Origin of the sequence: Salmonella sp. SAL-020, from assembly GCF_017372215.1 — a bacterium.
GTDB classification, from domain to species: domain Bacteria; phylum Pseudomonadota; class Gammaproteobacteria; order Enterobacterales; family Enterobacteriaceae; genus Salmonella; species Salmonella enterica.
Genome location: NZ_CP071690.1, coordinates 3697266 through 3723055, shown reverse-complemented (window position 1 = coordinate 3723055; position 25790 = coordinate 3697266). Strand labels below are relative to the sequence as shown.

The 25790-nt window shown below is 54.0% G+C and carries 24 protein-coding genes; 7 read left to right on the top strand and 17 right to left on the bottom strand.

From position 1 onward, the window contains the following. Positions 1–19: 19 nt before the first annotated feature. Entirely contained in the window at positions 20–880 is an 861-nt protein-coding gene (speE, locus tag J1G48_RS18170; RefSeq protein ID WP_000829968.1) for a polyamine aminopropyltransferase, read from the bottom strand. A 106-nt stretch (positions 881–986) separates the two neighbouring features. Next, positions 987–1334 (bottom strand): YacC family pilotin-like protein, encoded by a 348-nt coding sequence (locus J1G48_RS18165; RefSeq protein ID WP_000846613.1) that lies wholly within the window; start codon positions 1332–1334, stop codon positions 987–989. A 201-nt stretch (positions 1335–1535) separates the two neighbouring features. Between J1G48_RS18165 and cueO the strand changes: the two genes are divergently transcribed. Then, positions 1536–3146, top strand: coding sequence for a multicopper oxidase CueO (gene cueO / locus J1G48_RS18160; protein WP_000946053.1), 1611 nt, complete (start codon positions 1536–1538; stop codon positions 3144–3146). A gap of 77 nt (positions 3147–3223) precedes the next feature. On the opposite strand, the gene J1G48_RS18155 is transcribed toward cueO, so the two are convergent. Continuing rightward, positions 3224–5614, bottom strand: a complete 2391-nt coding sequence (locus J1G48_RS18155; RefSeq protein ID WP_000829727.1) for a pyrroloquinoline quinone-dependent dehydrogenase — start codon at positions 5612–5614, stop codon at positions 3224–3226. 205 nt (positions 5615–5819) lie between these two features. Here J1G48_RS18155 and hpt point away from each other — a divergent pair, with 205 nt between their 5' ends. Then, positions 5820–6356, top strand: a complete 537-nt coding sequence (gene hpt / locus J1G48_RS18150; RefSeq protein ID WP_000683343.1) for a hypoxanthine phosphoribosyltransferase — start codon at positions 5820–5822, stop codon at positions 6354–6356. A gap of 57 nt (positions 6357–6413) precedes the next feature. Here the strand turns inward: hpt and can are convergent, their stop codons facing one another. Further along, on the bottom strand, positions 6414–7076 hold the full coding sequence (gene can, locus J1G48_RS18145) for a carbonate dehydratase (RefSeq protein WP_000651591.1): 663 nt from the start codon (positions 7074–7076) through the stop codon (positions 6414–6416). A 108-nt stretch (positions 7077–7184) separates the two neighbouring features. Here can and J1G48_RS18140 point away from each other — a divergent pair, with 108 nt between their 5' ends. Both J1G48_RS18140 and J1G48_RS18135 read left to right on the top strand, forming a co-directional pair. Further along, positions 7185–8111, top strand: coding sequence for an ABC transporter ATP-binding protein (locus tag J1G48_RS18140; RefSeq protein WP_000150619.1), 927 nt, complete (start codon positions 7185–7187; stop codon positions 8109–8111). Beyond that, positions 8108–8878, top strand: coding sequence for an ABC transporter permease (locus J1G48_RS18135; protein WP_000983418.1), 771 nt, complete (start codon positions 8108–8110; stop codon positions 8876–8878). The genes J1G48_RS18140 and J1G48_RS18135 overlap by 4 nt, the downstream gene beginning before the upstream one ends. A gap of 119 nt (positions 8879–8997) precedes the next feature. Here the strand turns inward: J1G48_RS18135 and J1G48_RS18130 are convergent, their stop codons facing one another. Genes J1G48_RS18130 through J1G48_RS18115 form a run of 4 tightly spaced genes read right to left on the bottom strand, consistent with a single transcriptional unit; the run spans position 8998 to position 13929 of the window. Continuing rightward, positions 8998–10077, bottom strand: a complete 1080-nt coding sequence (locus J1G48_RS18130; RefSeq protein WP_000794041.1) for a fimbrial protein — start codon at positions 10075–10077, stop codon at positions 8998–9000. 8 nt (positions 10078–10085) lie between these two features. Then, positions 10086–12632: a fimbrial outer membrane usher protein gene (locus J1G48_RS18125; RefSeq protein WP_001231784.1), complete on the bottom strand. Its 2547-nt coding sequence runs from the start codon at positions 12630–12632 to the stop codon at positions 10086–10088. Between the two features lie 26 nt (positions 12633–12658). Continuing rightward, positions 12659–13342 carry a fimbrial biogenesis chaperone StiB gene (gene stiB, locus J1G48_RS18120; RefSeq protein ID WP_001086413.1) on the bottom strand — a complete coding sequence of 228 codons (684 nt, stop codon included), beginning with the start codon at positions 13340–13342 and terminating at the stop codon, positions 12659–12661. Between the two features lie 47 nt (positions 13343–13389). Then, on the bottom strand, positions 13390–13929 hold the full coding sequence (locus J1G48_RS18115; RefSeq protein ID WP_000777530.1) for a fimbrial protein: 540 nt from the start codon (positions 13927–13929) through the stop codon (positions 13390–13392). A 369-nt stretch (positions 13930–14298) separates the two neighbouring features. On the opposite strand from J1G48_RS18115, the gene J1G48_RS18110 reads away from it, so the two are divergent. Together J1G48_RS18110 and J1G48_RS18105 are read left to right on the top strand one after the other, a co-directional pair. Beyond that, the gene (locus tag J1G48_RS18110) at positions 14299–14739 is read left to right on the top strand and encodes a PTS sugar transporter subunit IIA (RefSeq protein ID WP_000901960.1); all 441 of its coding nucleotides are present in this window, start codon (positions 14299–14301) and stop codon (positions 14737–14739) included. A gap of 61 nt (positions 14740–14800) precedes the next feature. Then, the gene (locus J1G48_RS18105; RefSeq protein ID WP_000245312.1) at positions 14801–16030 is read left to right on the top strand and encodes a polysaccharide deacetylase family protein; all 1230 of its coding nucleotides are present in this window, start codon (positions 14801–14803) and stop codon (positions 16028–16030) included. Positions 16031–16036: 6 nt separating this feature from the next. Here the strand turns inward: J1G48_RS18105 and panD are convergent, their stop codons facing one another. The 9 genes from panD to thpR all read right to left on the bottom strand — a co-directional run bounded on the left by panD (position 16037) and on the right by thpR (position 23287). Further along, complete coding sequence (gene panD / locus J1G48_RS18100) at positions 16037–16417, bottom strand: aspartate 1-decarboxylase (RefSeq protein ID WP_000621526.1); 381 nt, start codon at positions 16415–16417, stop codon at positions 16037–16039. Between the two features lie 94 nt (positions 16418–16511). Beyond that, positions 16512–17366 carry a pantoate--beta-alanine ligase gene (gene panC, locus J1G48_RS18095; protein WP_000905348.1) on the bottom strand — a complete coding sequence of 285 codons (855 nt, stop codon included), beginning with the start codon at positions 17364–17366 and terminating at the stop codon, positions 16512–16514. Positions 17367–17491: 125 nt separating this feature from the next. Further along, positions 17492–18283 carry a 3-methyl-2-oxobutanoate hydroxymethyltransferase gene (gene panB / locus J1G48_RS18090; protein ID WP_000805487.1) on the bottom strand — a complete coding sequence of 264 codons (792 nt, stop codon included), beginning with the start codon at positions 18281–18283 and terminating at the stop codon, positions 17492–17494. A 120-nt stretch (positions 18284–18403) separates the two neighbouring features. Then, positions 18404–18883 (bottom strand): 2-amino-4-hydroxy-6-hydroxymethyldihydropteridine diphosphokinase, encoded by a 480-nt coding sequence (gene folK / locus J1G48_RS18085; protein WP_000150770.1) that lies wholly within the window; start codon positions 18881–18883, stop codon positions 18404–18406. Continuing rightward, positions 18880–20277 (bottom strand): polynucleotide adenylyltransferase PcnB, encoded by a 1398-nt coding sequence (gene pcnB / locus J1G48_RS18080; protein WP_125540466.1) that lies wholly within the window; start codon positions 20275–20277, stop codon positions 18880–18882. Before pcnB ends, folK begins: the two co-directional genes overlap by 4 nt. 161 nt (positions 20278–20438) lie before the next feature. Beyond that, positions 20439–21335 (bottom strand): tRNA glutamyl-Q(34) synthetase GluQRS, encoded by an 897-nt coding sequence (gluQRS, locus tag J1G48_RS18075; protein ID WP_001677011.1) that lies wholly within the window; start codon positions 21333–21335, stop codon positions 20439–20441. Between the two features lie 68 nt (positions 21336–21403). Then, positions 21404–21859, bottom strand: coding sequence for an RNA polymerase-binding protein DksA (gene dksA, locus J1G48_RS18070; RefSeq protein ID WP_001155232.1), 456 nt, complete (start codon positions 21857–21859; stop codon positions 21404–21406). 176 nt (positions 21860–22035) lie between these two features. Continuing rightward, positions 22036–22740 carry a DNA/RNA nuclease SfsA gene (gene sfsA, locus J1G48_RS18065; protein ID WP_000899412.1) on the bottom strand — a complete coding sequence of 235 codons (705 nt, stop codon included), beginning with the start codon at positions 22738–22740 and terminating at the stop codon, positions 22036–22038. A 16-nt stretch (positions 22741–22756) separates the two neighbouring features. After that, a complete protein-coding gene (gene thpR / locus J1G48_RS18060; protein WP_001294178.1) occupies positions 22757–23287 on the bottom strand; it encodes an RNA 2',3'-cyclic phosphodiesterase in 531 nt (176 codons plus the stop codon). Positions 23288–23359: 72 nt separating this feature from the next. Between thpR and hrpB the strand changes: the two genes are divergently transcribed. Then, positions 23360–25789 carry an ATP-dependent helicase HrpB gene (gene hrpB / locus J1G48_RS18055; protein WP_001677012.1) on the top strand — a complete coding sequence of 810 codons (2430 nt, stop codon included), beginning with the start codon at positions 23360–23362 and terminating at the stop codon, positions 25787–25789. Position 25790: the final 1 nt, after the last annotated feature.

The following is a 25790-nucleotide window of genomic DNA, read 5'->3' as shown; positions in this document are numbered from 1 at the left end:
TTTTATCACCTCCTTAACGTCACTGTGCGGACAGTGCGTCATGTAGATATTGCGGTAGCGCAAATGCAGCGGCATGAATAGCCGGGTTGTAATAGCGACATTTGAGGCCGGCGGCATGAAAACGCGCCTGAATAATTTCGCTCGACAGGTGACGAAGAGCGTCGTTGTCCGTCGCCCAGGCGAAGGTCATGATGCCGCCGTAGTAGGTCGGAATCGCCGCCTGGTAGAAGCCGACATCGCTGAAGTAATGACTCAGCTTTCGGTGGCTGTCGAGCGCTTCATCCTGTTGCAGGAAGCACACGCCGTTCTGGGCAACAAAAATGCCGCCCGGATTCAGGCAACGCTTACAGCCTTCATAAAAGGCGGAGGTAAACAGGCTTTCGCCGGGGCCTATCGGATCGGTACAGTCGGAAATGATCACATCAAAGGTCTGATGGGTCTGATTGACGAAATTCACGCCGTCGTCGATCACTAGCGTAAAGCGCGGATCGTCGTAGCTGCCGGCATTGTGGTTGGGTAAATACTGGCGGCAAAACGAGACTACGCCAGCGTCTATCTCTACCATGGTGATGGTTTCGACGTTTTTATGCCGGGTAACTTCACGTAGCATTGCGCCGTCGCCGCCGCCGATAATCAGAACGTGTTTCGCATGACCGTGCGCCAGCAACGGGACGTGGGTCATCATTTCATGATAAATAAACTCGTCGCGTTCGGTGGTCTGTACCACGCCGTCCAGCGCCATCACGCGGCCAAAAGCGGCGTTTTCAAAGATGATTAAATCCTGGTGATCGGTTTTTTCATGATACAGAACGTTGTCTACGGCAAAGTACTGACCAAACTGGTCGTGTAGCGTTTCATGCCACATCGTATTTTCGGCCATTGGCTGATACCTCCATTGTTAACACCCGTAAAAAAAGGGCGCAACATCATAGCTAACAATGACCGTGGATGCACGGTCATTATTTCAGCAATAGGATCACGGAGGATTATTTAACGTAGGCTAACAGGCTCAGAGAATCGCGGGCCAAAGCTTTGCATTTTTTAGCGACCGGAATACCGATGCCGCTAAGATCGCGGTAGCTGTCTTCGCCCAACGATTTCATATCGAAGGTGTCGTAGTTACTCAGGTCCCACTGATTTTGCTGGGCAAAAAAGACCAGCGCACGCCGAATCTGACTGTTGGGTAAATTTTGGTAACCACAGTCATTTTTCAGAAAAACGAAAACCGCCGTTAAATCGGCCATATCTTCAGCTTCGGATTCAGTAAGCGCATAGCTATTTGCGCATAAGGCCATCAGGCTGCCAAACAACACGGGTCTGAAAAACGTCTTCATTGCTTCTACCACGGCATCAGGGAAAGTCAACGTTAGCATACTGAGAACGTAGCGACGACTTTTATTATCAGGATTGGTCGCGGCGTTTTCATTCTTATTGTATTGCTGTCAGGAATGGTAAAGACGTGTTGCTGGCTTGACCTTCCCGTTAGGGCAGGGTCTAAGCTTAGACACCCGCCTGTTCATTATAAGGAAATGATTATGTTACGCCGTGATTTCTTAAAATATTCAGTGGCGCTGGGGGTTGCATCAGCGCTGCCGCTGTGGAGCCGCGCCGCTTTTGCCGCCGAACGTCCCGCGTTGCCTATTCCTGACCTGTTAACGGCAGATGCGAGCAACCGTATGCAGTTAATTGTTAAAGCCGGACAGTCGACATTCGCCGGTAAGAACGCGACAACCTGGGGCTACAACGGTAATTTGCTGGGGCCAGCGGTACAGCTTCACAAAGGAAAAAGCGTGACCGTTGATATCCATAACCAACTGGCCGAAGACACGACGCTTCACTGGCATGGTCTGGAGATTCCGGGCATCGTCGACGGCGGTCCGCAGGGGATTATTCCCGCAGGCGGAACCCGCACGGTGACGTTTACGCCGCAGCAACGCGCCGCGACCTGCTGGATTCATCCGCACAAACACGGCAAAACCGGGCGCCAGGTGGCGATGGGCCTTGCCGGACTGGTGCTGATTGAAGATGACGAGATTCGCAAATTGCGCCTGCCGAAACAGTGGGGCATCGACGATGTGCCGGTGATCATTCAGGACAAACGCTTCTCCGCCGATGGCCAGATTGATTATCAACTGGATATTATGACCGCCGCCGTCGGCTGGTTTGGCGATACGCTGCTGACCAATGGCGCTATCTATCCGCAGCATTCCGCGCCGAAAGGCTGGCTACGTCTGCGCTTGCTAAATGGCTGTAATGCGCGTTCGCTGAATATCGCCGCCAGCGATAATCGCCCGCTTTATGTGATCGCCAGCGACGGCGGCCTGCTGGCGGAGCCGGTGAAAGTCACCGAACTGCCGTTATTAATGGGCGAGCGTTTTGAAGTGCTGGTGGATATCAGCGACGGGAAAGCCTTTGACCTGGTGACGCTGCCGGTCAGCCAGATGGGAATGGCGATCGCTCCGTTTGATAAACCGCATCCGGTGATGCGTATCCAGCCGCTGCGGATTACCGCCTCCGGTACGCTGCCGGATACGTTGACGACGATGCTGGCGCTGCCGTCGCTGGAAGGGCTGACGGTGCGCAACCTGAAACTGTCGATGGACCCGCGTCTTGATATGATGGGGATGCAAATGCTGATGAAGAAATATGGCGCTCAGGCGATGAGCGGCATGGATCATGACAGCATGAACGCGCATATGCAGGGCGGCAATATGGGGCATGGCGAGATGGATCATGGCAACATGGATCACAGCGGGATGAATCATGGCGCGATGGGCAATATGAATCACGGCGGAAAATTCGACTTCCATAACGCTAACTTTATCAACGGCCAGGTCTTCGATATGAACAAACCGATGTTCGCGGCGCAAAAAGGCCGACATGAACGTTGGGTGATTTCCGGCGTGGGCGACATGATGCTGCATCCTTTCCATATTCACGGCACGCAGTTCCGTATTCTGTCAGAGAACGGCAAAGCGCCAGCAGCGCACAGAACGGGCTGGAAGGATACGGTACGCGTTGAGGGCGGTATCAGCGAAGTGTTGGTCAAGTTCGATCACGACGCACCGAAGGAACATGCCTATATGGCGCACTGTCATCTGTTAGAACATGAAGATACGGGAATGATGTTAGGATTTACGGTCTGACCGATGTCTGTGACGCAGGCCGGGTAAGGCGAAACCGCCACCCGGCACAATGCCCGGCATACGCCGGGCATTAATGGTTATTTCGCGTCGTCAGGCAAAGCATAGGCCACGATATAGTCGCCCATCTTCGTACCAAACGAACCGTGGCCTCCGGCAGAAACGACCACGTACTGCTTACCGTTTACCTCATAGGTCATCGGCGTTGCCTGGCCTCCGGCGGGTAAACGTCCCTGCCACAGTTTTTCCCCGTTGCTCATGTTATAAGCGCGCAGGTAGTTGTCGGCGGTCGCGGCGATAAACAGCACGTTACCGGCGGTTGAGATTGGCCCGCCCAGCATTGGCATCCCCATGTTGAACGGCACCGGAACCGGCATCGGGAACGGCATACTGTCGCGCGGCGTCCCTATACGTTTCTTCCACACGATTTCATTGGTCTTCAGATCCAACGCGGAAATATAGCCCCAGGCCGGTTGTTTACACGGCAGGCCAAACGGCGAAAGGAACGGATTCAGCGTGACGCCGAATGGTACGCCGTACTGTGGCTGAATACCCGCTTCTGTACCAGTACCTTTCGCGTCTTTCGGCGGCTCCATCGGATTACCCGGGCCGCGTGGGATCAGCTTCGAGACAAACGGCAGCGCCATCGGGTTAGCGATAGCGACCTGACGGTCTGGATCGACGGAAATACCGCCCCATTCAAACATCCCCAGGTTGCCAGGGAATACCAATGTTCCCTGCTCGGACGGCGGGGTGAAGATACCTTCATAGCGCAACTGGTGGAACATGACGCGGCACACCAGTTGGTCGAACATGGTCGCGCCCCACATATCCGCGCCGGAGAGATCTTTTTTCGGGCGGAAGGTTAAATCAGAGAACGGCTGAGTTTTGGCGACGTAATCGCCTTTTGCCGCGCCCTGCGGGACCGGTTTTTCCGGGGCGGGCACGACCAGCTCGCCATTACGTCTGTCCAGCACAAAGATATTACCGGTTTTCGCTGGCGCATAGATAACCGGAACGGTAGTACCGTCAACGGTAATATCCGCCAGCGTCGGCTGTGCCGGCAGGTCCATATCCCACAGATCGTGATGGACGGTCTGATAACTCCAGGCCAGTTTCCCGGTGGTGGCATTCAGCGCCAGGATGGAGCTGGCATAACGTTCCTGCTCCGGCGTGCGGTTACCGCCCCAGATATCCGGCGTGGTCACGCCCATCGGCAGATAGACCAGATCCAGTTTCGCATCATAGGCGGCAGGCGCCCAGGAGTTCGGCGAGTTAAAGGTAAAAGCGTGCTCATCGGCTGGAATCGCGTTCGGATCTTTCGCCCCCGGATCGAAGGCCCACAGTAGTTTACCGCTATTAACATCAAAACCACGGATAACGCCGGACGTTTCGCGGGTAGAGAAGTTATCCGTGACCGAACCGGCAATGACAATCGTTTTATCGGTGATAATCGGCGGCGACGTCGGTTCATACAGTCCCGGCGTGGTGTCCGGCATATTGGTTTGCAGATTCAGGACGCCTTTGTTGGCGAAGGTTTCACACAGCTTGCCGGTTTCGGCATTCACCGCGAAAAGGCGACCGTCGTTGACCGGGAGGATAATACGGCGCGGACAGTCGGCGATGACCTCCGGCGAGGCGGTATCCGCTTTGGCCTCATGATAAGAGACGCCGCGGCAGGTCACATGCTGGAAAGACGAATCGGTCTTCAACTGAGGATCAAAATGCCACTTCTCTTTACCGCTGGCGGCGTCCAGCGCGAACAGACGCTGGTGAGCTGTACACAGATAAAGCGTATCGCCGACTTTAATCGGGGTCACTTCGTTGGTGATTTCACCCGGATCGTTGGGTTGTTTCAGATCGCCGGTGCGGAAGACCCACGCTTCTTTCAGTTGGTGAACGTTATCCGCAGTGATCTGTTTCAGCGGCGAATAGCGTTGGCCTTCCTGATTACGTCCATAGGCCGGCCAGTCTTCGTCGGCGATCGACGAACTTGTTGCGGCGGGCGTGGCGTCGGCGCGAAGCGTACCGTTGATCTCCTGCGGGTCGTTGAAGCCGGCCCAGGTCAGAATGCCGCCGCTAATCAGCAACGCCACGACCAGCGCCGCCACTGCGCCACTGGAAGGAACCACCAGCCGATGCCAGACAAACGGTAATATTAGCCAGATGCCGAAAAACACCAGGATATCGCTACGCGGCGTGAGCGCCCAGAAGTCGAACCCGACTTCCCACACGCCCCAAATCATTGTCGCCAGCAGCAGGGCGGCATACAGCCACAGCGCGGCACGTTTACTGCGCCATAGCAATCCGGCCACAACCAGCATCACGAGGCCCGCGATGGGGTAGTACCAGGAACCGCCAATAGCAACCAGCCAGACACCTCCGATAAGAAGATACAGCCCACAAAGTGCTGCAAAGAGGGCCGTCAGCGTCACGAGTAATCGTGGCGATCGTGCGTTATTTTCTGCCATAAAAAGACACCATCCCAAATTGTTAATTTTTTAGTAGCAATTAAGTATAGGAATTAACATGTGTGATCGTCATCACAAAATGAGCTTTCTTATCAAATGCCGCGAATGAATACGTTTGCTGTTATACTGCGTGCCTTGCGCGTCAATGCGGCGTTATTAGTCACCGGCATTGAGTGATTTGTTTTTAAATCATATGGTTATAAATATGAAACATACTGTTGAAGTCATGATCCCCGAAGCGGAGATCAAAGCACGTATTGCCGAGCTGGGTCGTCAGATTACCGAACGTTATAAAGACAGCGGCAGTGAAATGGTGCTGGTAGGTCTGTTGCGTGGCTCATTTATGTTTATGGCGGACCTGTGCCGTGAAGTCCAGGTTCCTCATGAAGTCGATTTTATGACCGCCTCCAGTTATGGTAGCGGCATGTCCACCACACGCGACGTGAAAATCCTCAAAGATCTGGATGAAGATATTCGTGGTAAAGACGTGCTGATTGTCGAAGACATTATTGATTCCGGTAATACGCTGTCGAAGGTCCGTGAAATCCTGGGCCTGCGCGAGCCGAAATCGCTGGCGATTTGTACGCTGCTGGATAAACCTTCTCGCCGCGAAGTGGACGTGCCGGTTGAGTTCGTTGGCTTTTCGATTCCGGACGAATTTGTAGTCGGTTACGGTATCGACTACGCTCAGCGTTATCGCCATCTACCGTATGTTGGTAAAGTGGTGGTGCTGGACGAGTAAGCGCAGAAATGCCGGATGGCGTCGCTAAAGCGACTTATCCGGCCTATAGCTAATGGCTTATTGGTGGGGAATGTATTTCAGACTTAGGGCGGAAATACCCTTATGATAGCCGTTCTCCAGCGTTTCTCTGTTGGTGGCGGTGACGTCAAGATCGCGCAGCAGGCCATCATTGATACTGTACGCCCAGCCGTGAATGGTCACATTCTGACCGCGTTTCCACGCTGACTGCATAATGGTGGAATGCCCCAGGTTATAGACCTGTTCCATGACGTTCAATTCATAGAGCGCGTCCAGACGTTGCTCTTCGGGCATTTTTCCCAACAGCGAGCTATGTTTAAGCCAGATGTCGCGGATATGCAGCAGCCAGTTATTAATCAAGCCCAGCTCAGGGTTTTCTACCGCAGCCTTGATACCGCCGCAACCGGAGTGGCCGCAAATGATAATATGCTCAACTTCCAGAACATCTACCGCATACTGAACCACGGAGAGACAGTTCAGATCGGTGTGAATAACCAGGTTAGCCACATTACGGTGAACAAACAATTCGCCCGGTTCAAGCCCGGTTAAACGCTCTGCGGGAACGCGGCTGTCGGAACATCCAATCCATAGAAAGCGCGGTTTTTGCGCTTGCGCCAGTTTCTCAAAAAATCCGGGGTCCTCTTCCACCAGCATTTTTGACCATAGTGCATTGTTGCTGATGAGTGTATCTATGTCTTTCATGGAAGTTAACGACCTGTAACCAAATAAGTGCGTTGGGCTAATATAGGGCAACTCCGTAATTATTTAAACCATATATAAAGTGTAAGAACGTAAAGTAAGTGAGAATTTATGACCATTGCGCTGGAACTTCAACAACTTAAAAAAACCTATCCCGGCGGCGTTCAGGCGTTGCGCGGCATAGATTTGCAGGTCGAAGCGGGGGATTTTTACGCGCTTCTGGGGCCAAATGGAGCAGGGAAATCGACCACCATCGGTATTATCAGCTCATTGGTTAATAAAACGTCCGGGCGCGTTAACGTTTTTGGTTACGACCTGGAAAAAGACGTGGTTAACGCCAAGCGACAGCTTGGACTGGTGCCACAGGAGTTTAACTTTAACCCGTTTGAAACGGTGCAACAGATCGTAGTGAATCAGGCGGGTTATTACGGCGTGGAACATAAAGAGGCGGTTTTACGTAGCGAAAAGTATTTAAAACAGCTCGATCTGTGGGAAAAACGTCATGAACGCGCGCGGATGCTCTCCGGTGGGATGAAGCGCCGCCTGATGATCGCCCGCGCGCTGATGCATGAGCCTAAACTATTGATTCTCGATGAGCCGACGGCGGGCGTCGATATCGAATTGCGTCGCTCGATGTGGGGATTCCTGAAAGACTTAAACGCCAAAGGCACCACCATTATTCTCACCACCCACTATCTGGAAGAGGCGGAAATGCTGTGCCGCAATATCGGTATTATTCAGCACGGCGAGCTGGTGGAAAATACCTCCATGAAAAATCTGCTTTCAAAGCTGAAATCGGAGACGTTTATTCTGGATTTAGCGCCAAAAAGCCCGCTACCTAAGCTTACGGGTTATCAATATCGTCTGGTGGATACCTCGACTCTGGAGGTGGAAGTGTTACGCGAGCAGGGGGTTAACAGTGTCTTTAGCCAACTGAGCGAGCAGGGGGTTCAGGTATTAAGTATGCGTAATAAAGCCAACCGTCTGGAAGAACTGTTTGTGTCGCTGGTGCATGAAAAACAAGGAGATCGCGCATGATGCAGCTTTACTGGGTTGCCCTTAAAAGCATCTGGGCGAAAGAGATCCACCGCTTTATGCGGATCTGGGTGCAAACGCTGGTGCCGCCCGTCATCACCATGACGCTCTATTTTATTATTTTCGGCAACCTGATTGGTTCGCGCATCGGCGAAATGCATGGTTTTAGCTATATGCAATTTATTGTGCCGGGCCTGATTATGATGGCGGTCATTACTAACTCCTACGCGAATGTCGCGTCGTCATTTTTTAGCGCCAAGTTTCAGCGCAATATTGAGGAACTGCTGGTCGCGCCGGTACCAACGCATGTGATCATCGCCGGATTTGTCGGCGGCGGCGTAGCGCGCGGGCTGTGCGTAGGGATTCTGGTGACGGCGATTTCGCTCTTTTTCGTGCCTTTCCAGGTGCATTCCTGGGTATTTGTCGCGCTAACGCTGATTCTGACCGCGATTCTGTTCTCGCTGGCCGGACTGCTGAACGCCGTGTTTGCGAAAACCTTTGACGATATCAGCCTGATCCCGACCTTTGTGCTGACGCCGCTGACCTACCTCGGCGGGGTATTTTACTCGCTGACGCTGCTGCCGCCGTTCTGGCAAGGGCTGTCGCACCTGAACCCGATCGTCTACATGATCAGCGGCTTCCGCTACGGCTTCCTGGGTATCCATGATGTACCGCTGGTGACGACGTTTGGCGTACTGGTGATCTTTATCGCCGCTTTCTACCTGCTGTGCTGGTCGCTGATCCAGCGTGGGCGCGGGTTGCGCAGTTAAGCGCTGACTGGGGAGATGGGGCGTTGGGTTGCACTTCGCTTCACCCCATCTACGGGCCCGTAATATCAATGGGTTACGGGGCTGTAGGTGGGAGGGCTTGCTGAAACCCAACGCTTCTCTCAGCGAATCTGAATCTCCAGCGTGGCGGTAGCCTGGTATTCTCCGGTGTGGGGAACATGTCCGGTGGTATTGACCGGCGCGGCGGTGAACTCGGTGCTGCCTTTACCGTCGGCGTAATCTTCAATCGGCAATTCGGCGCTGCCGCCGGGAACGATGGTATTATCGTATTTATCGGAAATCCGTATCCCCAAATTCTCATTGTCAGTTTTCAGGTAGTCCGGGTTGTGCGGATCGGTTGCGCCATTTAATGACATCGACAGGTTGGTGCCGTCCGCCACGTTACTACAGGTAAAGTTTACCTGAGTGGTGACGTGCGAGTTCTGCGGACTGTCGCCGAGGTGACGAATATCTTTGCCCTCAATATCCGGTAGCCTGACCTCGATAACCTGCCCGGCGTTGATGGAGCAGGACTGCGGCACGGTAATGGTCCCGGACATGGTGACGTGCGCCATCGGTGGAACGGAAGGGGGAATATTATCTCCGCTGCTGCCCGGCGTTTTTGACAAATAGAGATTCATAATCGTCGTCTCAGGAATGGTGATTTCACCTACCAGTGGGTGAGTAATATAAATACGCACGTTACCCTTATTCCCTGCGGACATTTTGTTTATGTCCGCGCCCGTACACCCGCCTGCGGTGGGGTCCTGATTACTGATCGCTGAAAAGGGAACGGGGATATACTGTTTCAGGTTACCGACGATGTAGGTTTCCGTACCAATCTCCAGCTTACCCGCGACCAGAACATAAAAATCCATCTGTTGCCCATTGCTACCCGCTTCGCTGTACGTTCCTTTTTGTGTTAAATCGCCGGTCGTGGCGGTGAAATAGTTAACGCCCTGATAATCTTTATTATCGCAGTCGCACCTGGCGCTGTATTCGCCGCCGACCGACCAACTCTCTTTGACTATTTTCCCTGCCTGGTTCTCATCCGTATCGGTAATGGTCTGGTCAAGGGGAAAAAAGAAATTATGCGTGCCGCTGGTGGGTTGACACCAGCCGCTTCCGTTGCCCATCGTTCCGTCTGCCAGCGCATGGCCTGAAAATAGCGACAGCGCCAGCAGCATCCATAAATTCTTCATTGTGTTCCTCACTGGCAGACGGCGTTCGCCATCACTATGCCGTTCATATTTTTGCTGATATCCAGGTGGTAATCCGCGCGGCAAGAGGCGCTTCCCCAGTTCACCAGCAGCAGGCCCTCTTCCGGCAGGCCGCTGAGGAAGACCTGGCCTTTATCGCCGACGATACTGGCCAGGTTCGCATCCTGCCCATCGACGCTTGCCGTCGCGCCAAAGGGCACGGGCTCGCCATTGCTGCGCGTCAGCGTTAACAACACGCGATAGCCCTTATGCGTGTCATACGCCGCGCGCACCACCGCATTACGCGTCGGGTAGACGGTCTGGTTGTTGAGCGGAATATCCACGTTGTCAGCAAACGTGCTGCTGTCGAGCGAGATATCGTAGCGATAATACGGCGTGACGTTGGGGATCACCGTATAACCCCGGAAGTCGGTGGCGACGCCGGTCTGGTTTTCAACCGAAACGCCGCTGGCGCCGGGCGCTTTAATTAAAATCGCCGCGCCGGTAATCGGCTGGCTCAGGGTAATACCGTTTTCGTGCGCCAGAATGCCGCCGCTGATGCCGTAGCTGACTTGTTGGCTATCTGGCGACTGATTGTAACCGGCGTTGAGGTTGGCATAAGTGCCTTTATAGCTGGCGTTTACCCCGCCGGAATCACCGTCTTGTGTGCTGTGGCTTTGCTGTAACGACCAGTTCAGGTTTCTGTCACGCAGCGCGGTGCCGCTAAGGGTGGTGCTGTTCACCGTGGCATCGTGCTTACGCGTGTTCAGCATATAGCTGGCGTATAGCCTGGAATCGAACACCGTAAACGGAACGTGCAGCGACAGCGTGAACAGCCGATCGTTCTGGTTATAACGATCGTCGTCGTTGTCATCATCGTCATTGTCCGAACGGTACTGGTAGGTGTTTTTGTTATAGCTGTAGCTCAGCGTATAGCTCACCGGACCCCAGCTATTGTTGTAGCTGGCGCTCAGGGATTCCATCTGCTGCGCGCTGTGCCAGTAATCTTCTTTGACCCAACTTAGCGTTAAGGAACCGAGCGTATTGCTAATTTGCTGGTTGACCGAAGCTTCGAAACGATTATGGCGCTTGCCGTAGTTATCATAAAAATCGTCGTCCGGGTTGATCACCTCGCTCAGCGAATTGTAGTTTTCGCTGGCGTAACGATAGCCGGCCAGCGAAAACGTGGTGCCCGTACTGACGACGCCCTTGCTGTAGCGGACGCGCCAGGATTGCCCGATTTCTTTGCGGCCATAGTCAAATTTGGCGTGCGACCAGATGCCGTCCAGGGAAATGGCCCCCAGCATCTGCATATTTTGCCCGACGCCGAAGGCGACGGACTGGTATTTATCGCCGGCAATCTGGCTGCCGCCGTACAGGGTGATGCCCCACGGCAGGCCGTACAGCAGGGTCGCCTGGCCGAAGTCGTCCAGCGTGTGGTTGTTATAATCGCGATATTTACCCACGGTCACGCTGTATTTTGCCCGTCCGGTGCGCTGCAGAATCGGCAGCGAAGAGTAGGGCACGATAAAGTGCTGTTCGCTGCCGTCGGTTTCTTTTACCGTCACGTCATAGTCGCCGTTGCTGCCGGTGGGAAACATATCGTTGATTTCAAATTCGCCCGGCGAAACGGCGGTCTGATAGGCGATATAGCCGTTTTGCCGCACGATAACCTGCGCGTTTGAGCGGGCGATGCCGCGAATCGTCGGGGCGTAACCACGCTGGCTGTTGGGCTGCATTTGATCGTCAGAGGTGAGCTGGAGGCCGCGAAAAGGTACGCTGTCGAACACGTCGGATGGCGTATTGCTGTCTCCGGCGGTGAACTGGCTTTTCAGCGCGATAATGTCGCGCTGTAAATAGTTATAAACGCTGTTCCAGCTACCGCTCTCGCCGTTATTTGAACTCCAGTTACTGTAGTTGCGAAAACGCCACGGCCCGAGGTTAAAACCCGGCTGGAGAGCGAGATACTTCGATTCCGCATCGTCGGAATCCTCACTGGAACCGTACTCTTTATAGCCGCTGAAGCTGTAGTTCAGCATCAGCGCGGTAATCCCCTCCTGCCACTTTTCCGGCGGTACGTAGCCGCGTGCGTTGTTGGCGATGTAGAGTTGCGGGATGCTTACTGATAATGCCTGTTGCTGAAAATCAAACCGCTGGCTGGCGCCGGGGATAACGCTGAGATCGACGCAGCCTTTTTCACTCTCCAGCGTTGGAAAAAGGTCGGTTTTGACGCCGTTATCTTTTAGTTCCTGGAGCCGTAAACAGCCCTGTAATGCCTGTTGACCGTCACTGAGCGTCGCGAGTTGAAAATCAACGTTTCGTGCGCCGATTTCTGTTTTATTGATATTGATAGTGACGTAATAGGTGCCAGGCAGCTGGCTTTTGTCGTTATCAAATGTCGACAGATCGACGCTTGTGCGACTCGCCTGCCCATGGTTTTCAATAAATGCCGGATTGAAATAGTCGCGCGCCCATGCAACGTGTGTGAACGTGCTGCCCAGCGCGATACACACAGCGCAGCGCGATAAATAAAATACCCGGTGTTGCCTTTTGCGCATCGGCACTCTCATCCCTGTCACTCTTCTCAAGGCGTTTGTTTATGTTCGGGGCCAGTACCGCCAAAATCGTTGATGATAGACCAGGCGATCGGGCCGCTGGCGGCGGCAGGCAGCGTGTACTGCGCGTTGCCGAAAGGCGCCACATAGCGCGGGGCTTTCACTTTTTGACTGCCAACGGAAAGGGTGGCGAAGTTCATATAATAGGGCGTGGGGTTCTTCACGGTGAGCGTGCGACCCTGACGCGACCACGTTAATCGATCGGCAACCTCTTCTGGTTTTTGGGTTAACGCTTTTGGCCGGTAAATCAGCTTAAATTCCGCTTTAACGGCCAGCATGAGTGTGTTGTGTTTATTGTCCGGATTGCTGCTGGGAATCGATTTAATATCCAGCCAGTACATCGACTCGCGATCTTCCGGCAAATTACCGCCGGTACGGATAATTCGCAGTACGTTTTTTTGCCCGCCATTAAGGCGAAAAAGCGGCGGGGTGACCATAAACGGCGCATCACCGCTCGCCCCGGTTTCACTGATCGATTGCGCCCAGGACTGAATTAAATAGGGAACGTTGTCGCTATTGCTTATCGATATGGACGCATCTTTGGCATCGCCGTGAAAAATAACCCGCGTTGTGCCGATGTTTATCCCTGCGGCATGCGCCAGCGAACCGCACAACAGGCAACAAAGCAACCCTGCTTTAGCCAATGAATTCATTGATGACCTCAATAAACAAAGGGGCCAGCCGACGCTGGCCACCAGGATCAGTTATATTGCAGATAGAATGTTGCGGTTGCATCGACCGTTCCCGACTTAACGGGAACCGCGGTGGCGATATAGCGGGCGGTGAAAGGCATTGAGAGTTCCGTCACCCCCTCTGCTGTAGGGAGCGCGACTGCGGCAGACCATGCCTGAAGATCGTTAAAGGTCATAGGGGTGCTAGTTTTATCAAGAATTTGCACGCCAATATTCTCAGCATCATCCTCATTTTTCAGGATGGTCGCATCGGTTCCGTCGAGTGTGCCTTCAAAGCGCGCCTGTACACTGCTGTAGACGTTTGCGTCGCAGTTTTCGAGTTCGATGGTGAAGTCTGTATCCCCTGCCGTCTGCCCTGCGGCAGTGAAAAGAGAGGCAAATTCTTCCTGTAATGTCACCTCTACTGAATCCGTTTTTACCGTACAGGCGTTTTGCTTAATGAGGCCGGTGATATGTACGGTGCCGTCTTTGGCGGTGTCTGCCAGCGCGGCGGGGGAGAGGGTGATGGCGGCCAGTGCCACAGTGAGTGTTTTTAAGGAGAGTTTCATTATCTTTGATCCTTTAAGATATTATAAATATTGACATAGTAACAATATCTATAGTGTGGAAAGTTATTGTTCTTTTTATTCCCGAATGAGTAAATATAATGTCCGATGATTTTTACGGCGCGAAGAAAAATTCAGAATACATAAATATGAAATATTTATAATATATATTTAATCAATTATTTTGGTGAGTGTTTGTTTAATTGAATCGCCGTGATTACCCTTTAATGGGCCAGATTCTATGAAGGCTGCTAACAATTTTAAAAATAATGCAAATTTTTTTGAATAAAAAATGATCGTGGTCATAGTGTGTTGTCGGCCAAAAAAACATGCTGACATCATGCAGGATTGGAGCTCAATGGAGGAGAAGTTATGCTGGGATGGGTCATTTCCTGTCATGACGATCGGGCGCAGGAAATGCTCGAAGGTCTTGAAAAGAAGTATGGGCCGTTGGCGCAGTGTCGGGCGGTCAATTTCTGGCGTGGGTTAAGCGTAAATATGCTCAGCCGCATGATGTGTGACGCCCTCCATGCCACCGACTCCGGTGAAGGCGTGATATTTTTAACCGACATTTCCGGCGCGGCGCCTTATCGTGTAGCGTCGCTGATGAGCCATAAACATTCTCAATGTGAAGTTATTTCCGGTGTTAGCTATTCATTGATGGAGGAAATGATTACCTGGCGAGAGTCAATGAGCAGTTCAGCATTTCGCGACCAGATTGTCGCGCTTGGCGCGCCGGATGTCACCAGTCTCTGGCATCAGCAGCAGAAAAATCCGCCTTTTGTATTGCTGCATGATTCGTATGAGTTTTGATCAATACCATTGACGACGCTTTTGCTACAATGACGGCGTTTTTTCGCCTCGGTTATGATATATGGTTATGCGCGTTGTTCTTATCTTGCTGTTCTTTTTCGCCGGTAATGTGTTGGCTGCCTTGCCCGCTCGTTATATGCAAACGACGAAAGATGCCGCCATCTGGTCGCAGATTGGCGACAAAATGGTGACCGTAGGGAATATCCGCGCCGGACAAATTCTTTCCGTAACGCCTGTTGCGGCTGATTATTATGCCTTTAAATTCGGCTTCGGTGTGGGCTTTATCGATAAAGGCCATCTGGAGTCCGTGCAGGGAAAACAAAAAGTGGAAGATGGCCTGGGCGATCTTAACAAGCCGCTCAGCAATCAGAATCTGGTGACCTGGAAGGACACGCCGGTGTATAACGCGCCGGACATCAGTAGCGCCCCGTTTGGCGTATTGGTGGATAATTTGCGTTACCCCATTATTAGCAAGCTGAAAGGCCGGCTACATCAAACCTGGTATCAGATCCGTATTGGCGACAGGCTGGCTTATGTCAGCGCCATGGATGCGCAGGAAGACAACGGCATTCCGATTTTGACCTATCATCACATCTTACGTGATGAAGAGAATACTCGTTTTCGCCATACGTCCACCACGACTTCGGTTCGGGCATTCAGCAACCAAATGACCTGGCTTCGCGATCGCGGCTATGCCACGTTGACGATGTACCAACTGGAGGATTACATCTATAACCGCGCTAATTTCCCGGCGCGCGCGGTGGCTATCACCTTTGATGATGGCCTTAAATCGGTGAGTCGCTATGCGTATCCGGTATTAAAGCAGTACGATATGAAAGCGACGGCATTTATTATCTCATCGCGTATTAAGCGCCATCCGCAAAAATGGAATCCCAGGTCGCTGCAATTTATGAGCGTGTCCGAATTGCGCAAGATAAGCGATGTTTTTGATTTTCAGTCGCATACCCATTTTTTACACCGGGTAGACGGGCATCGCCGCCCGATTTTATATAGCCGCAGCTACCATAATATTCTGTTTGATTTTGAACGTTCGCGGAGGGCGCTCACACAGTTTACTCCGCACGTATTTTATCTTTCTTATCCCTTTGGCGGCTATAACGCGACCGCGATCAAAGCAGCAAAAGACGCCGGTTTCCATCTGGCGGTCACCACGGTGAGAGGGAAGGTGAAGCCGGGAGATAATCCGATGCTGCTCAAAAGGCTGTATATTTTACGCACGGATTCGCTGGAAACGATGTCGCGGCTGATCAGCAACCAGCCGCAGGGATAAGGACTATCAGGCAACCTGTACCGGAATAGCTTTCGCGGTGCGCTTCATTTCGTTGTCGCCTTCAAAATAGGCCACTTTCGGACGCCATGTACGCGCTTCTTCATCAGACATGGTGACGAAGCTGGCGATAATCACAATGTCGCCAACTTCAGCACAGTGCGCCGCCGCACCGTTCACCGAGATGATTCTGGAGCCGCGTTCAGCCGCAATCGCATAGGTTGAGAAACGTTTCCCATTGGTCACGTTCCAGATATCAATCGCTTCGTTTTCCAGAATACCGGAGGCATCAAGGAAATCTTGGTCAATGGCACAAGAACCTTCGTAGTGCAGGTCCGCCTGCGTGACTTTTACGCGGTGGAGCTTGCCTTGCAGCATGGTGCGAATCATAACTTCTTTACCCTGTCGTTTACCTTGGCTAAGCAGGCGCTTGTGGCCTGCTTTGGAAATTCTCAGGCAGTATTGCCCGATTTTTAACCCCTGTCTACTGGGCTAATGTAACGCTTTGATTATCGATCAGACGCGCCTGACCCAGCCAGGCGGCGGCCAGAATCACTGCGCGTTTGCTGGTTTCCGTCAGCTCCTGCAGCGTGTCGGCATCACGGATTTGAATGTCGTCGGCACGGAAGCCTTTTTCATTCAGTTCCTGTTCGGCAATGGCAATAATCTCTTGCAGCTCACGATTACCCGCAATCAGTTTTTCAGCGATGCTATTCATCACGTTGTATAGACCCGGCGCAATTTTGCGCTGCTCTGCGGTCAGATAAGCGTTACGTGAGCTGAGCGCCAGACCGTCTTTAGCGCGAATAATCGGCACGCCGACGATCTCAATGTCATAACTCATATCCGCCACCATTTTGCGGATCAGCGCCAGTTGCTGGAAATCCTTCTCGCCAAAGCAGGCGATATCCGGCTGGATCAGGTTGAACAGCTTGCTGACGATGGTCGAGACGCCGCGGAAATGACCCGGACGGCTGGCGCCTTCCAGCATGGTAGAGAGGCCGGGAACATCAACGTACGTTTGGCCTTCCAGCCCCTGCGGGTAGATTTCCTCAACGGCTGGCGCAAAGACATAATCGACTTTGCGTTTGTTCAGCTTTTCACAATCTTCCTGCAGCGTGCGCGGATAACGCACCAGATCGTCCGGCCGGTCAAACTGCATCGGGTTGACGAAAATGCTGACGATCACCACATCAGCCCGGGCTTTTGCCTCATCGACCAGCTTCATATGGCCGTCGTGCAGGTTGCCCATGGTGGGAACCAGTGCGACGCGTTTACCTTCCTGACGCAGACGACGAATATGCTGGCGCAGCAGCGGCAGGGTTTCAATGATTAGCACAACAAAACTCCTTGAGTTGCTTGATGATCCTGCCCGATGGCGCTGCGCTTATCAGGCCTACATCCGTTGAGGATCTGTAGGCCGGATAAGACGCGTCGCGTCGCCATCCGGCACGGTCAGAAAAATTAGTGAAAGCTGTGTTCTTCGCCCGGATAAACGCCGGACTCCACTTCAGCCATATACTGCTGTACGGCGGCGCGCATGTCGCCCGCCTCGGCAAGGAAATTTTTCGCGAATTTGGGAATATGGCCGCCGGTGATGCCAAACGCATCGTGCATCACCAGGATCTGACCGTCGGTGACGTTGCCTGCGCCGATGCCGATCACCGGAATCGACAGCGCTTCCGTGACGCGCTTCGCCAGCTCAACCGGCACGCACTCCAGCACCAGCAGTTGAGCGCCAGCCGCTTCTAAAGCCAGCGCGTCATCCAGCAGCACTTGCCCTGCATCGCCGCGGCCCTGAATTTTATAGCCGCCGAAGATATTCACCGACTGTGGCGTTAGCCCCAGATGACCACAAACCGGCACGGCGCGTTCGGTGAGCATTTTCACCGTATCAACCAGCCAGGCGCCGCCTTCAATTTTGACCATATTGGCCCCCGCACGCATCACGATAGCCGCGTTTTCACATGCCTGTTCCGGGGTGGCGTAAGCCATAAACGGCAGGTCGGAGAGCAATAGACAGTTGGGCGCGCCACGTCGCACGGCACGAGTGTGGTAAGCGATATCTTCCACGGTGACCGGCAGGGTGGAGTCGTGCCCCTGAATCGTCATGCCCAGTGAGTCGCCAACCAGCATCACATTGATACCTTCGTCGGCAAATAACTTAGCGAAGCTGTAGTCGTAGGCGGTAATTGTCGCGAAGCGTTTTTTCTCTTGCTTGCATTTCTGCAGCAGTGAAATGGTGGTGGGTTTCATAACGTTTCCTGATGGTAAAAGTTATATTTCCCGGCATTCTAACAGTCATATTCAGGGGGGCAATTGATTTAAGCAATCGTTTGGCGCTAAAGCAGTAAACGCTAAAGGGGAGGCGATGTTTTACCAGTGGGCGGGTTTTGCAGCACCAAGATGGGTGAGATGCTGATGCAGGCTGATACCATCCGGAAAGATCAGATCAGGAGCGATTTCGAATAACGGCCACAGCATAAAACCGCGGTTTTTCATGTCGTAGTGCGGCACGGTCAGATGGTCGGTGTTAATGACTTCATCGCCAAACAGCATAATGTCGAGATCCAGCGTGCGCGGCCCCCAGCGTTCGGCCTTGCGCACCCGGCCCTGTTGCAGCTCAATGCGCTGGGTATGGTTAAGCAATTCTTCGGGGGCGAGAGCGGTATCCAGCGCCACCGCAGCGTTCAGGTAATCGGGCTGATCCTGTGGGCCAAGCGGCGGCGTGCGGTAAAACGAAGAAACCGCGACGATACGGCTATCGGGAATGTCGGCGATAGCCTTCAGGGCGGCATTGACCTGCTCCAGCGGAGAGGCCAGATTACTGCCAAGCGCGATATACGCGATCGTCATACGGTGCCCTCGCGGCGCGGCGCGCGTTTGCGCGGACGTGAACGACGGCGGCGTGGAGCAGGATCGTCGTCCAGCTCGTTGAGCATCCCTTTTTGTTCCGGCGGCGCGGAAGCCTGAAACTCGGCCCACCACTGCGCCAGACGTTGCAGTTCAGTATTATTTTCCACCTGAGCGCGCAGCTCCAGCAAATCAAACGCGGCGCGGAATTTGGGATGTTCCATCAGTTTCCAGGCGCGTTTGCCCTGACGACGGGACATGCGTAACTGAAGCTGCCAAATATCACGGGTAAGCGTGGTAAGGCGTTTCGGGATCGCCAGTGAACGGCAGGCTTCATCCAGCACGTCATTCATGGCCAGCGCGAAAGCATCGTAATAGGCAAGGCCGCTCTCCTGAGCGATTTTTTGCGCCATCTCCAGCAGCGGATACCAGAACATGGCGGCAAACAAAAATGCCGGGTTAACGCGCATCTCGTTACGGATGCGGTTATCCGTATTCTTCAACACCTGCGCAATGATGCGTTCCATTGCGCTGTCGCCGTTTTCGGTGAAATAACGCGTAATGGTAGGAAACAACGGCTGGAAGAGGTGGTATTCCCGCAGTTGTTGATAGGTTTCATAACCGTTCCCCGCCTGCAACAGCTTCAGCGACTCTTCGAACAGGCGCGCGGGAGGAATGTCGTTTAGCAAGGTTGCCAGACGCGGGATTGGCTCAGCCGTTTCAGGGCTGATACGCATATTGAGCTTCGCAGCGAAACGCACGGCGCGCAGCATTCGAACCGGATCTTCGCGGTAGCGCGTTTCCGGATTGCCGATCAGGCGAATCACGCCTTCTTGCAGATCCTGCATTCCGCCGACGTAATCGCGCACGGTAAAATCCGCTACGCTGTAGTAAAGGCTGTTGATGGTGAAATCGCGGCGCTGGGCATCTTCTTCGATAGAGCCGAAGATATTATCGCGCAGCAGCATACCGTTTTGCCCACGCTGGGAGGTCGTACGGTCGCTTTCACTGCCTTCATGATGACCACGAAACGTTGCCACTTCGATAATTTCCGGGCCAAACATCACGTGAGCCAGGCGGAAACGGCGCCCCACCAGACGGCAATTGCGGAATAATTTCCGTACCTGATCCGGTGTTGCGTTGGTGGTCACGTCGAAATCCTTCGGCTTTTTACCGAGCAGGAGATCGCGGACGCCGCCGCCGACCAGGTAGGCTTCATAGCCCGCTTTGTTCAGCCTGTACAGTACCTTGAGGGCATTTTCACTGATATCTTTGCGGGAGATAGCGTGCTGTTCACGCGGGATAATCGTCATATGTGGACGGGCGACGGCTTGTTCTGCCTCGCTCTCCTCGCGGCTTAACACCTTACGGCAAAAATTAGCGACTCGGGTAAAAATAGCGCACCTCGGTAGTGTCATACATTAATAAGATCAACTTACTCTATGTCTTTCGCATTACGGCAGACGGGCGTAAGAGAGCAACGCGACCTGGGCTGTAAGCATCATTAACGCCGCAGCAATGCGAAAGACGATGAGCAAAAATAGCGGCTAATCATAGCTCAGCGAGACGCATTTGAGAATGCCGGATTTACATTAGCCGATGTGGGTACGGCTGTAAGCCTCCAGTGCGCCACCGCAAAGCGCAGCAACTCCTCAACAGACATCTCCTGCCACGCTACGACGGCGCGTTGGCCTAAAAAGCGCAATGCCTGGACCAGTACCGGGCGCGGATCGCCTGTCGCAAGCGCAGGGGCATGATTTTGCTTGGAAAGTTTAGCGCCTTGTTCGTTGAGCGCCAGCGGAAGGTGCACGTAGCCTGGCACACGCCAGCCAAACTGTTTATACAGCGAAAGTTGTCGGACAGTGGGTTCGATTAAATCTGCGCCGCGGACGATCTCCGTTACCCCCTGAAAATGATCGTCGACCACCACGGCCAGATTATAAGCAAACAGTCCGTCGCGGCGGTGGATAATAAAATCTTCGCTAGCCAGCTGCGGGTCAGCCTGGATGTCGCCGCGCAAGGCATCATGGAAATGCATCACCGGATGCTGCTGTTTAATTCTGACGGCGGCATTCTCCGGCCCGTGGCATAACGTCCGACAATGGCCGTCGTAAATACCGCCCAGACGTTGAATGCGCGAGCGGGGGCAAGTGCAGTAGTAGCTCAGTCCCTGCTCGTGAAGCCAGGCCAGCGCCTCGCGATAAGCCTCATGACGCTGTGATTGCCATAAGACCTCGCCATCCCAGTGCAGGCCGTAATGTTCCAGCTGGCGCAGAATGGTCGCTGCGGCACCGGGAACTTCACGTGGGGGGTCGATATCCTCGATGCGAACGCGCCAAATTCCGCGTTGCGCACGGGCTTGTAGATAGCTGCCGAGGGCGGCGATTAACGAGCCGAAATGCAGTTCGCCGGATGGCGACGGCGCGAAACGGCCAATATAGTGTGAGTCAGTCATGCTGCGGGCAATAAAGAATAAGGCGGGAAAACTCCCGCCTGTCATAAATAGGGTAGAAACGAACGGGATTAACCCGCCATCTGTTTTTCGCGAATTTCAGCCAGCGTTTTGCAGTCGATGCACAGATCGGCTGTTGGACGCGCTTCCAGGCGGCGGATACCAATCTCCACCCCGCAGGACTCGCAATAACCGAAGTCTTCATCTTCCACTTTCTTCAGCGTCTTCTCGATCTTTTTGATCAGTTTGCGCTCACGGTCACGATTACGTAACTCCAGGCTAAACTCCTCTTCCTGCGCGGCGCGATCGACCGGATCGGGGAAGTTGGCGGCTTCGTCCTGCATGTGCGTCACAGTGCGATCGACTTCATCCCGGAGTTGATTACGCCATGCTTCAAGAATACGCTTGAAGTGCGATAGCTGGGCTTCGTTCATATACTCTTCGCCCGGTTTCTCCTGGTACGGCTCCACCCCAGCGATGGCGAGAATACTCAGGGACGATGTTTTACGGTTTTGCCCTTCTTGCATGTTGCTTCTCCTTAACACGCACTATCGATCCCCATGTTCGGGGGAAAATCAGGTCGCTATAAATAGCAGATGCTTTTCCGGATAGCAATTATCTAAACGTAACACTTGACAACCCTGTGAGGAAAAGCGTATTTACGCACGCGGCCAGAATACTTAATAATCAGGCTGTTATTCCACTACAACGTTATGGGTACTGGTTCGTTCAGTTCCATTTTTTGGGCTGAAAGTTCTGCTTTATAAGCTAAAACTTCCACGCCTTTATTCTGAGCCTCGCTCAATAGCTGCGCGTATTTTATATCGATATGACGTGCGGGTGAAAAACGTGTAATGGCGGAGTGCAGCACCGCGAACACCACCACTGCGCGATGACCTGCCGCCGCAACGCCCATCAATTCCCGAAGATGTTTTTGCCCTCGTTCGGTGATGGCGTCGGGAAAATAACCGTTTTCTTTTTCCGCTAACGTGACCGATTTCACTTCAATATAGCAGTCCGGGCGGAAATCTGCCTGTAACATAAAATCTATACGGCTGCGCTCGGCGCCATATTTGACTTCACTTTTCAGAATATTGTACCCCGCCAGCGCCGGCAGGCGATTCTCCTGAATTGCTTCTTTCGTTAGCTGGTTCGCCCGCAGCGTATTCACGCAAATGAATGCGCCGGATTGCGTTTCAGTCAATTCCCAGGTATGCGGATATTTGCGTTTAGTATTTTCTGATGTCGAATACCAGACGGTATCGCCAGGCGTGGCGCAGCCGGTCATCGCGCCGGTATTAGGACAGTGCAGCGTAAGCGTTGTACCGTCAGGGGTGATGACATCAGCTAAAAAACGTTTATAGCGCTGAATCAGCGTAGCGCGTTGTAAAGGGGGTGAGAATAGCATCGACGTTCCTTCATTATTATTCGCCCAGCGTCCAGCGCTGCAGCTCGGCATAGCGGGTACGGCCTTGCCCATACGAAGAGGCGTAAAGCGCAAACGACGTGACCGGAAATGACCAGCAAAAGCCCGGCGGCGGGATAGCCACCGTATGGCTGGCGTCGCGCAGCAGCGTAATATGCGGGTGAAAAGGCTGCGGGCTTTGGTAACAACCGCTGCGGGCGGCCTGCGCGCGCAGCATATTAGCCAACTGCAACAACCCGCGCGGCGGCTGGCGCATCCCCAGCCACACCACGCGCGAACGCAGCCACTGACCGGCGTCATCCAGATGTAGCGTAAAGCCCGGCTGGCGAATTCGTCCGGCCAGTTGCGCAAGCGCGCGCTGCTTATCGCTACTGACGTCGCCTAAAAAGGCCAGCGTCAGGTGTAGGTTCGCCGCTGCGACGGGGCGTCCGTCTTCAGACGCAAAATGGGCGGCGCGCCAGGCGATAATTTGTGCGCGCGCGTCGTCGGGTAAGTCAATCGCAAAAAACAGCCGTTTTGGCTCAGACATAGGGATACTCGGTTATGGATTAACACGATGCTACAATGCGGCGCAAAGAAAGTTAACCCCGTGGAGCCGTTTGTGACGTCATTGCCCGTTGCCGCCGTATTGCCTGAATTGTTGACAGCCCTAAAAACCGCGCCGCAGGTTTTGTTGTCCGCGCCTACCGGGGCGGGGAAATCCACCTGGCTGCCGTTGCAACTCCTGCAACAGGGGCCGGTTGCTGGAAAAATCCTTCTGCTTGAACCGCGTCGTCTGGCGGCGCGTAATGTCGCGCAGCGTCTGGCGGAAGCGTTGAATGAAAAGCCTGGCGAAACGGTAGGTTACCGGATGCGCGCGCAAAGCTGCGTGGGGCCGCGTACCCGGCTGGAAGTGGTGACAGAAGGCGTATTGACCAGAATGATTCAGCGCGATCCCGAATTACGCGGCGTGGGGCTGGTGATACTGGATGAATTTCATGAGCGCAGTTTACAGGCGGATTTAGCGTTAGCGCTGTTGCTGGATATCCAGCAAGGGCTCCGTGACGATCTCAGGCTGTTAATCATGTCTGCGACGCTGGATAACGACAGGCTTTGTCAGCGACTGCCTGATGCGCCGACGATCGTCTCGGAGGGGCGCGCGTTTCCCGTGGAGCGACGTTATCAGCCGCTTGCGGCGCATTTGCGTTTTGATGAAGCCGTCGCGATGGCGACAGCGGAACTGCTGCGCAATGAAAACGGTTCGCTGCTGCTATTTTTACCCGGCGTAGGCGAAATACAGCGCGTTCATGAACATCTGGCGTCGCGGGTAGGCAGCGATGTCCTGCTTTGTCCGCTGTATGGCGCATTGTCTCTGGAAGCGCAACGCAAAGCGATTGTTCCCGCACCCGCCGGGATGCGTAAAGTGGTATTGGCGACTAACATTGCCGAAACCAGTTTGACGATTGAAGGGATTCGTCTGGTCGTCGATAGCGCTCAGGAGCGCGTGGCGCGATTTGACGCGCGAACGGGACTGACGCGGCTGGTTACGCAGCGTATCAGTCAGGCGTCAATGACGCAGCGCGCGGGGCGCGCCGGACGACTGGCGCCGGGTATCTGTTTACATCTGCTGGCCAAAGAACAGGCGGAGCGGGCGGCGGCGCAAAGCGATCCGGAAATCTTACACAGCGACCTTTCCGGTTTATTGATGGAGGTGTTGCAGTGGGGATGTCACGATCCGGCATCGCTTTTCTGGCTGGACAGGCCGCCGGAGGTGAATCTTCAGGCCGCCCGCCGTTTATTATTGATGTTAGGCGCGCTGGAGGGCGAGCGGTTAAGCGCGCGGGGCCGGAAAATGGCGGCAACAGGTAACGATCCGCGCCTGGCGGCGATGTTAGTCAACGCCGGCGAGGGCGATAGCGCCGCCACTGCCGCCATGCTCGCGGCCATCCTTGAGGACCCGCCGCGCGGCGGCGGTACGGATTTAAGCGTAGTATTTTCGCGGCGACAGCCGGGCTGGCAGCAGCGTAGCCAGCAGCTTTTAAAACGGCTGCAGGTGCGTAATGGCGAGCCGGATAGCGCGCTTATTATGCCGCTGTTGGCCAGAGCGTTTAGCGACCGCATCGCGCGGCGTCGTGGTCAGGAAGGGCGCTATCAGTTAGCCAATGGTATGGGCGCGATGTTAGATGCGGATGACGCGTTGGGACGTCATGAATGGCTGATCGCGCCGCTGTTACTGCAAGGTAGCGCCTCGCCGGACGCCCGAATATTGTTGGCGCAGCCGCTGGATATTGCCTCGCTGATTCAGGCGTGTCCTGATTTACTGCGCCAGTCCGACACGGTTGAATGGGACGAGGCGCAGGGAACGTTGAAAGCATGGCGCAGAATGCGTATTGGACAGTTGACGGTTAGCGTTCAGCCACTGGCGAAGCCGTCTGAAGAGGAGCTTCATCAGGCGATGCTGAACGGCATCCGCGATAAAGGTCTGTCCGTCCTTAACTGGACGCCGGAAGCGGAGCAGTTCCGTCTGCGTCTGCACTGTGCGGCGAAATGGCTGCCGGAATATGACTGGCCTGCCGTGGATGAGGCGTCGCTGCTGGCGACTCTGGAAAATTGGTTGCTGCCGCACATGACAGGCGTACAGTCGTTACGGAGTCTGAAATCTCTGAATGTGACTCAGGCGTTACGGGGACTGCTTGACTATGCCATGCTGCAACGTCTGGATAGTGAACTGCCTGGGCATTACACTGTGCCGACGGGAAGCCGAATAACGATTCGTTATCATGAAGATAACCCGCCCGCGCTGGCGGTCAGAATGCAGGAAATGTTTGGCGAAGCGAAGACCCCAACCATCGCTCAGGGCCGCGTGCCGCTGGTGCTGGAACTGCTTTCGCCAGCGCAGCGACCGCTACAGATTACGCGCGATTTAAGCGCTTTCTGGCAGGGGGCGTATCGCGAAGTGCAAAAAGAGATGAAGGGCCGTTACCCCAAACATGTCTGGCCGGACGATCCGGCGAATACGGCCCCAACGCGGCGCACGAAGAAGTATTCGTGAC

Bases quoted from the DNA above. Each gene is read 5' to 3' on its own strand.
- gluQRS (WP_001677011.1), bottom strand. From the start codon at position 21,335: ATGACTGACTCACACTATATTGGCCGTTTCGCGCCGTCGCCATCCGGC.
- cueO (WP_000946053.1), top strand. From the start codon at position 1,536: ATGTTACGCCGTGATTTCTTAAAATATTCAGTGGCGCTGGGGGTTGCA.
- J1G48_RS18165 (WP_000846613.1), bottom strand. From the start codon at position 1,334: ATGAAGACGTTTTTCAGACCCGTGTTGTTTGGCAGCCTGATGGCCTTA.
- speE (WP_000829968.1), bottom strand. From the start codon at position 880: ATGGCCGAAAATACGATGTGGCATGAAACGCTACACGACCAGTTTGGT.
- folK (WP_000150770.1), bottom strand. From the start codon at position 18,883: ATGACGATCGCGTATATCGCGCTTGGCAGTAATCTGGCCTCTCCGCTG.
- J1G48_RS18110 (WP_000901960.1), top strand. From the start codon at position 14,299: ATGCTGGGATGGGTCATTTCCTGTCATGACGATCGGGCGCAGGAAATG.
- J1G48_RS18130 (WP_000794041.1), bottom strand. From the start codon at position 10,077: ATGAAGAATTTATGGATGCTGCTGGCGCTGTCGCTATTTTCAGGCCAT.
- sfsA (WP_000899412.1), bottom strand. From the start codon at position 22,740: ATGCTATTCTCACCCCCTTTACAACGCGCTACGCTGATTCAGCGCTAT.
- J1G48_RS18135 (WP_000983418.1), top strand. From the start codon at position 8,108: ATGATGCAGCTTTACTGGGTTGCCCTTAAAAGCATCTGGGCGAAAGAG.
- J1G48_RS18125 (WP_001231784.1), bottom strand. From the start codon at position 12,632: ATGCGCAAAAGGCAACACCGGGTATTTTATTTATCGCGCTGCGCTGTG.
- J1G48_RS18155 (WP_000829727.1), bottom strand. From the start codon at position 5,614: ATGGCAGAAAATAACGCACGATCGCCACGATTACTCGTGACGCTGACG.
- J1G48_RS18105 (WP_000245312.1), top strand. From the start codon at position 14,801: ATGGTTATGCGCGTTGTTCTTATCTTGCTGTTCTTTTTCGCCGGTAAT.
- panB (WP_000805487.1), bottom strand. From the start codon at position 18,283: ATGAAACCCACCACCATTTCACTGCTGCAGAAATGCAAGCAAGAGAAA.
- hpt (WP_000683343.1), top strand. From the start codon at position 5,820: ATGAAACATACTGTTGAAGTCATGATCCCCGAAGCGGAGATCAAAGCA.
- stiB (WP_001086413.1), bottom strand. From the start codon at position 13,342: ATGAATTCATTGGCTAAAGCAGGGTTGCTTTGTTGCCTGTTGTGCGGT.
- can (WP_000651591.1), bottom strand. From the start codon at position 7,076: ATGAAAGACATAGATACACTCATCAGCAACAATGCACTATGGTCAAAA.
- J1G48_RS18115 (WP_000777530.1), bottom strand. From the start codon at position 13,929: ATGAAACTCTCCTTAAAAACACTCACTGTGGCACTGGCCGCCATCACC.
- dksA (WP_001155232.1), bottom strand. From the start codon at position 21,859: ATGCAAGAAGGGCAAAACCGTAAAACATCGTCCCTGAGTATTCTCGCC.
- panD (WP_000621526.1), bottom strand. From the start codon at position 16,417: ATGATTCGCACCATGCTGCAAGGCAAGCTCCACCGCGTAAAAGTCACG.
- J1G48_RS18140 (WP_000150619.1), top strand. From the start codon at position 7,185: ATGACCATTGCGCTGGAACTTCAACAACTTAAAAAAACCTATCCCGGC.
- thpR (WP_001294178.1), bottom strand. From the start codon at position 23,287: ATGTCTGAGCCAAAACGGCTGTTTTTTGCGATTGACTTACCCGACGAC.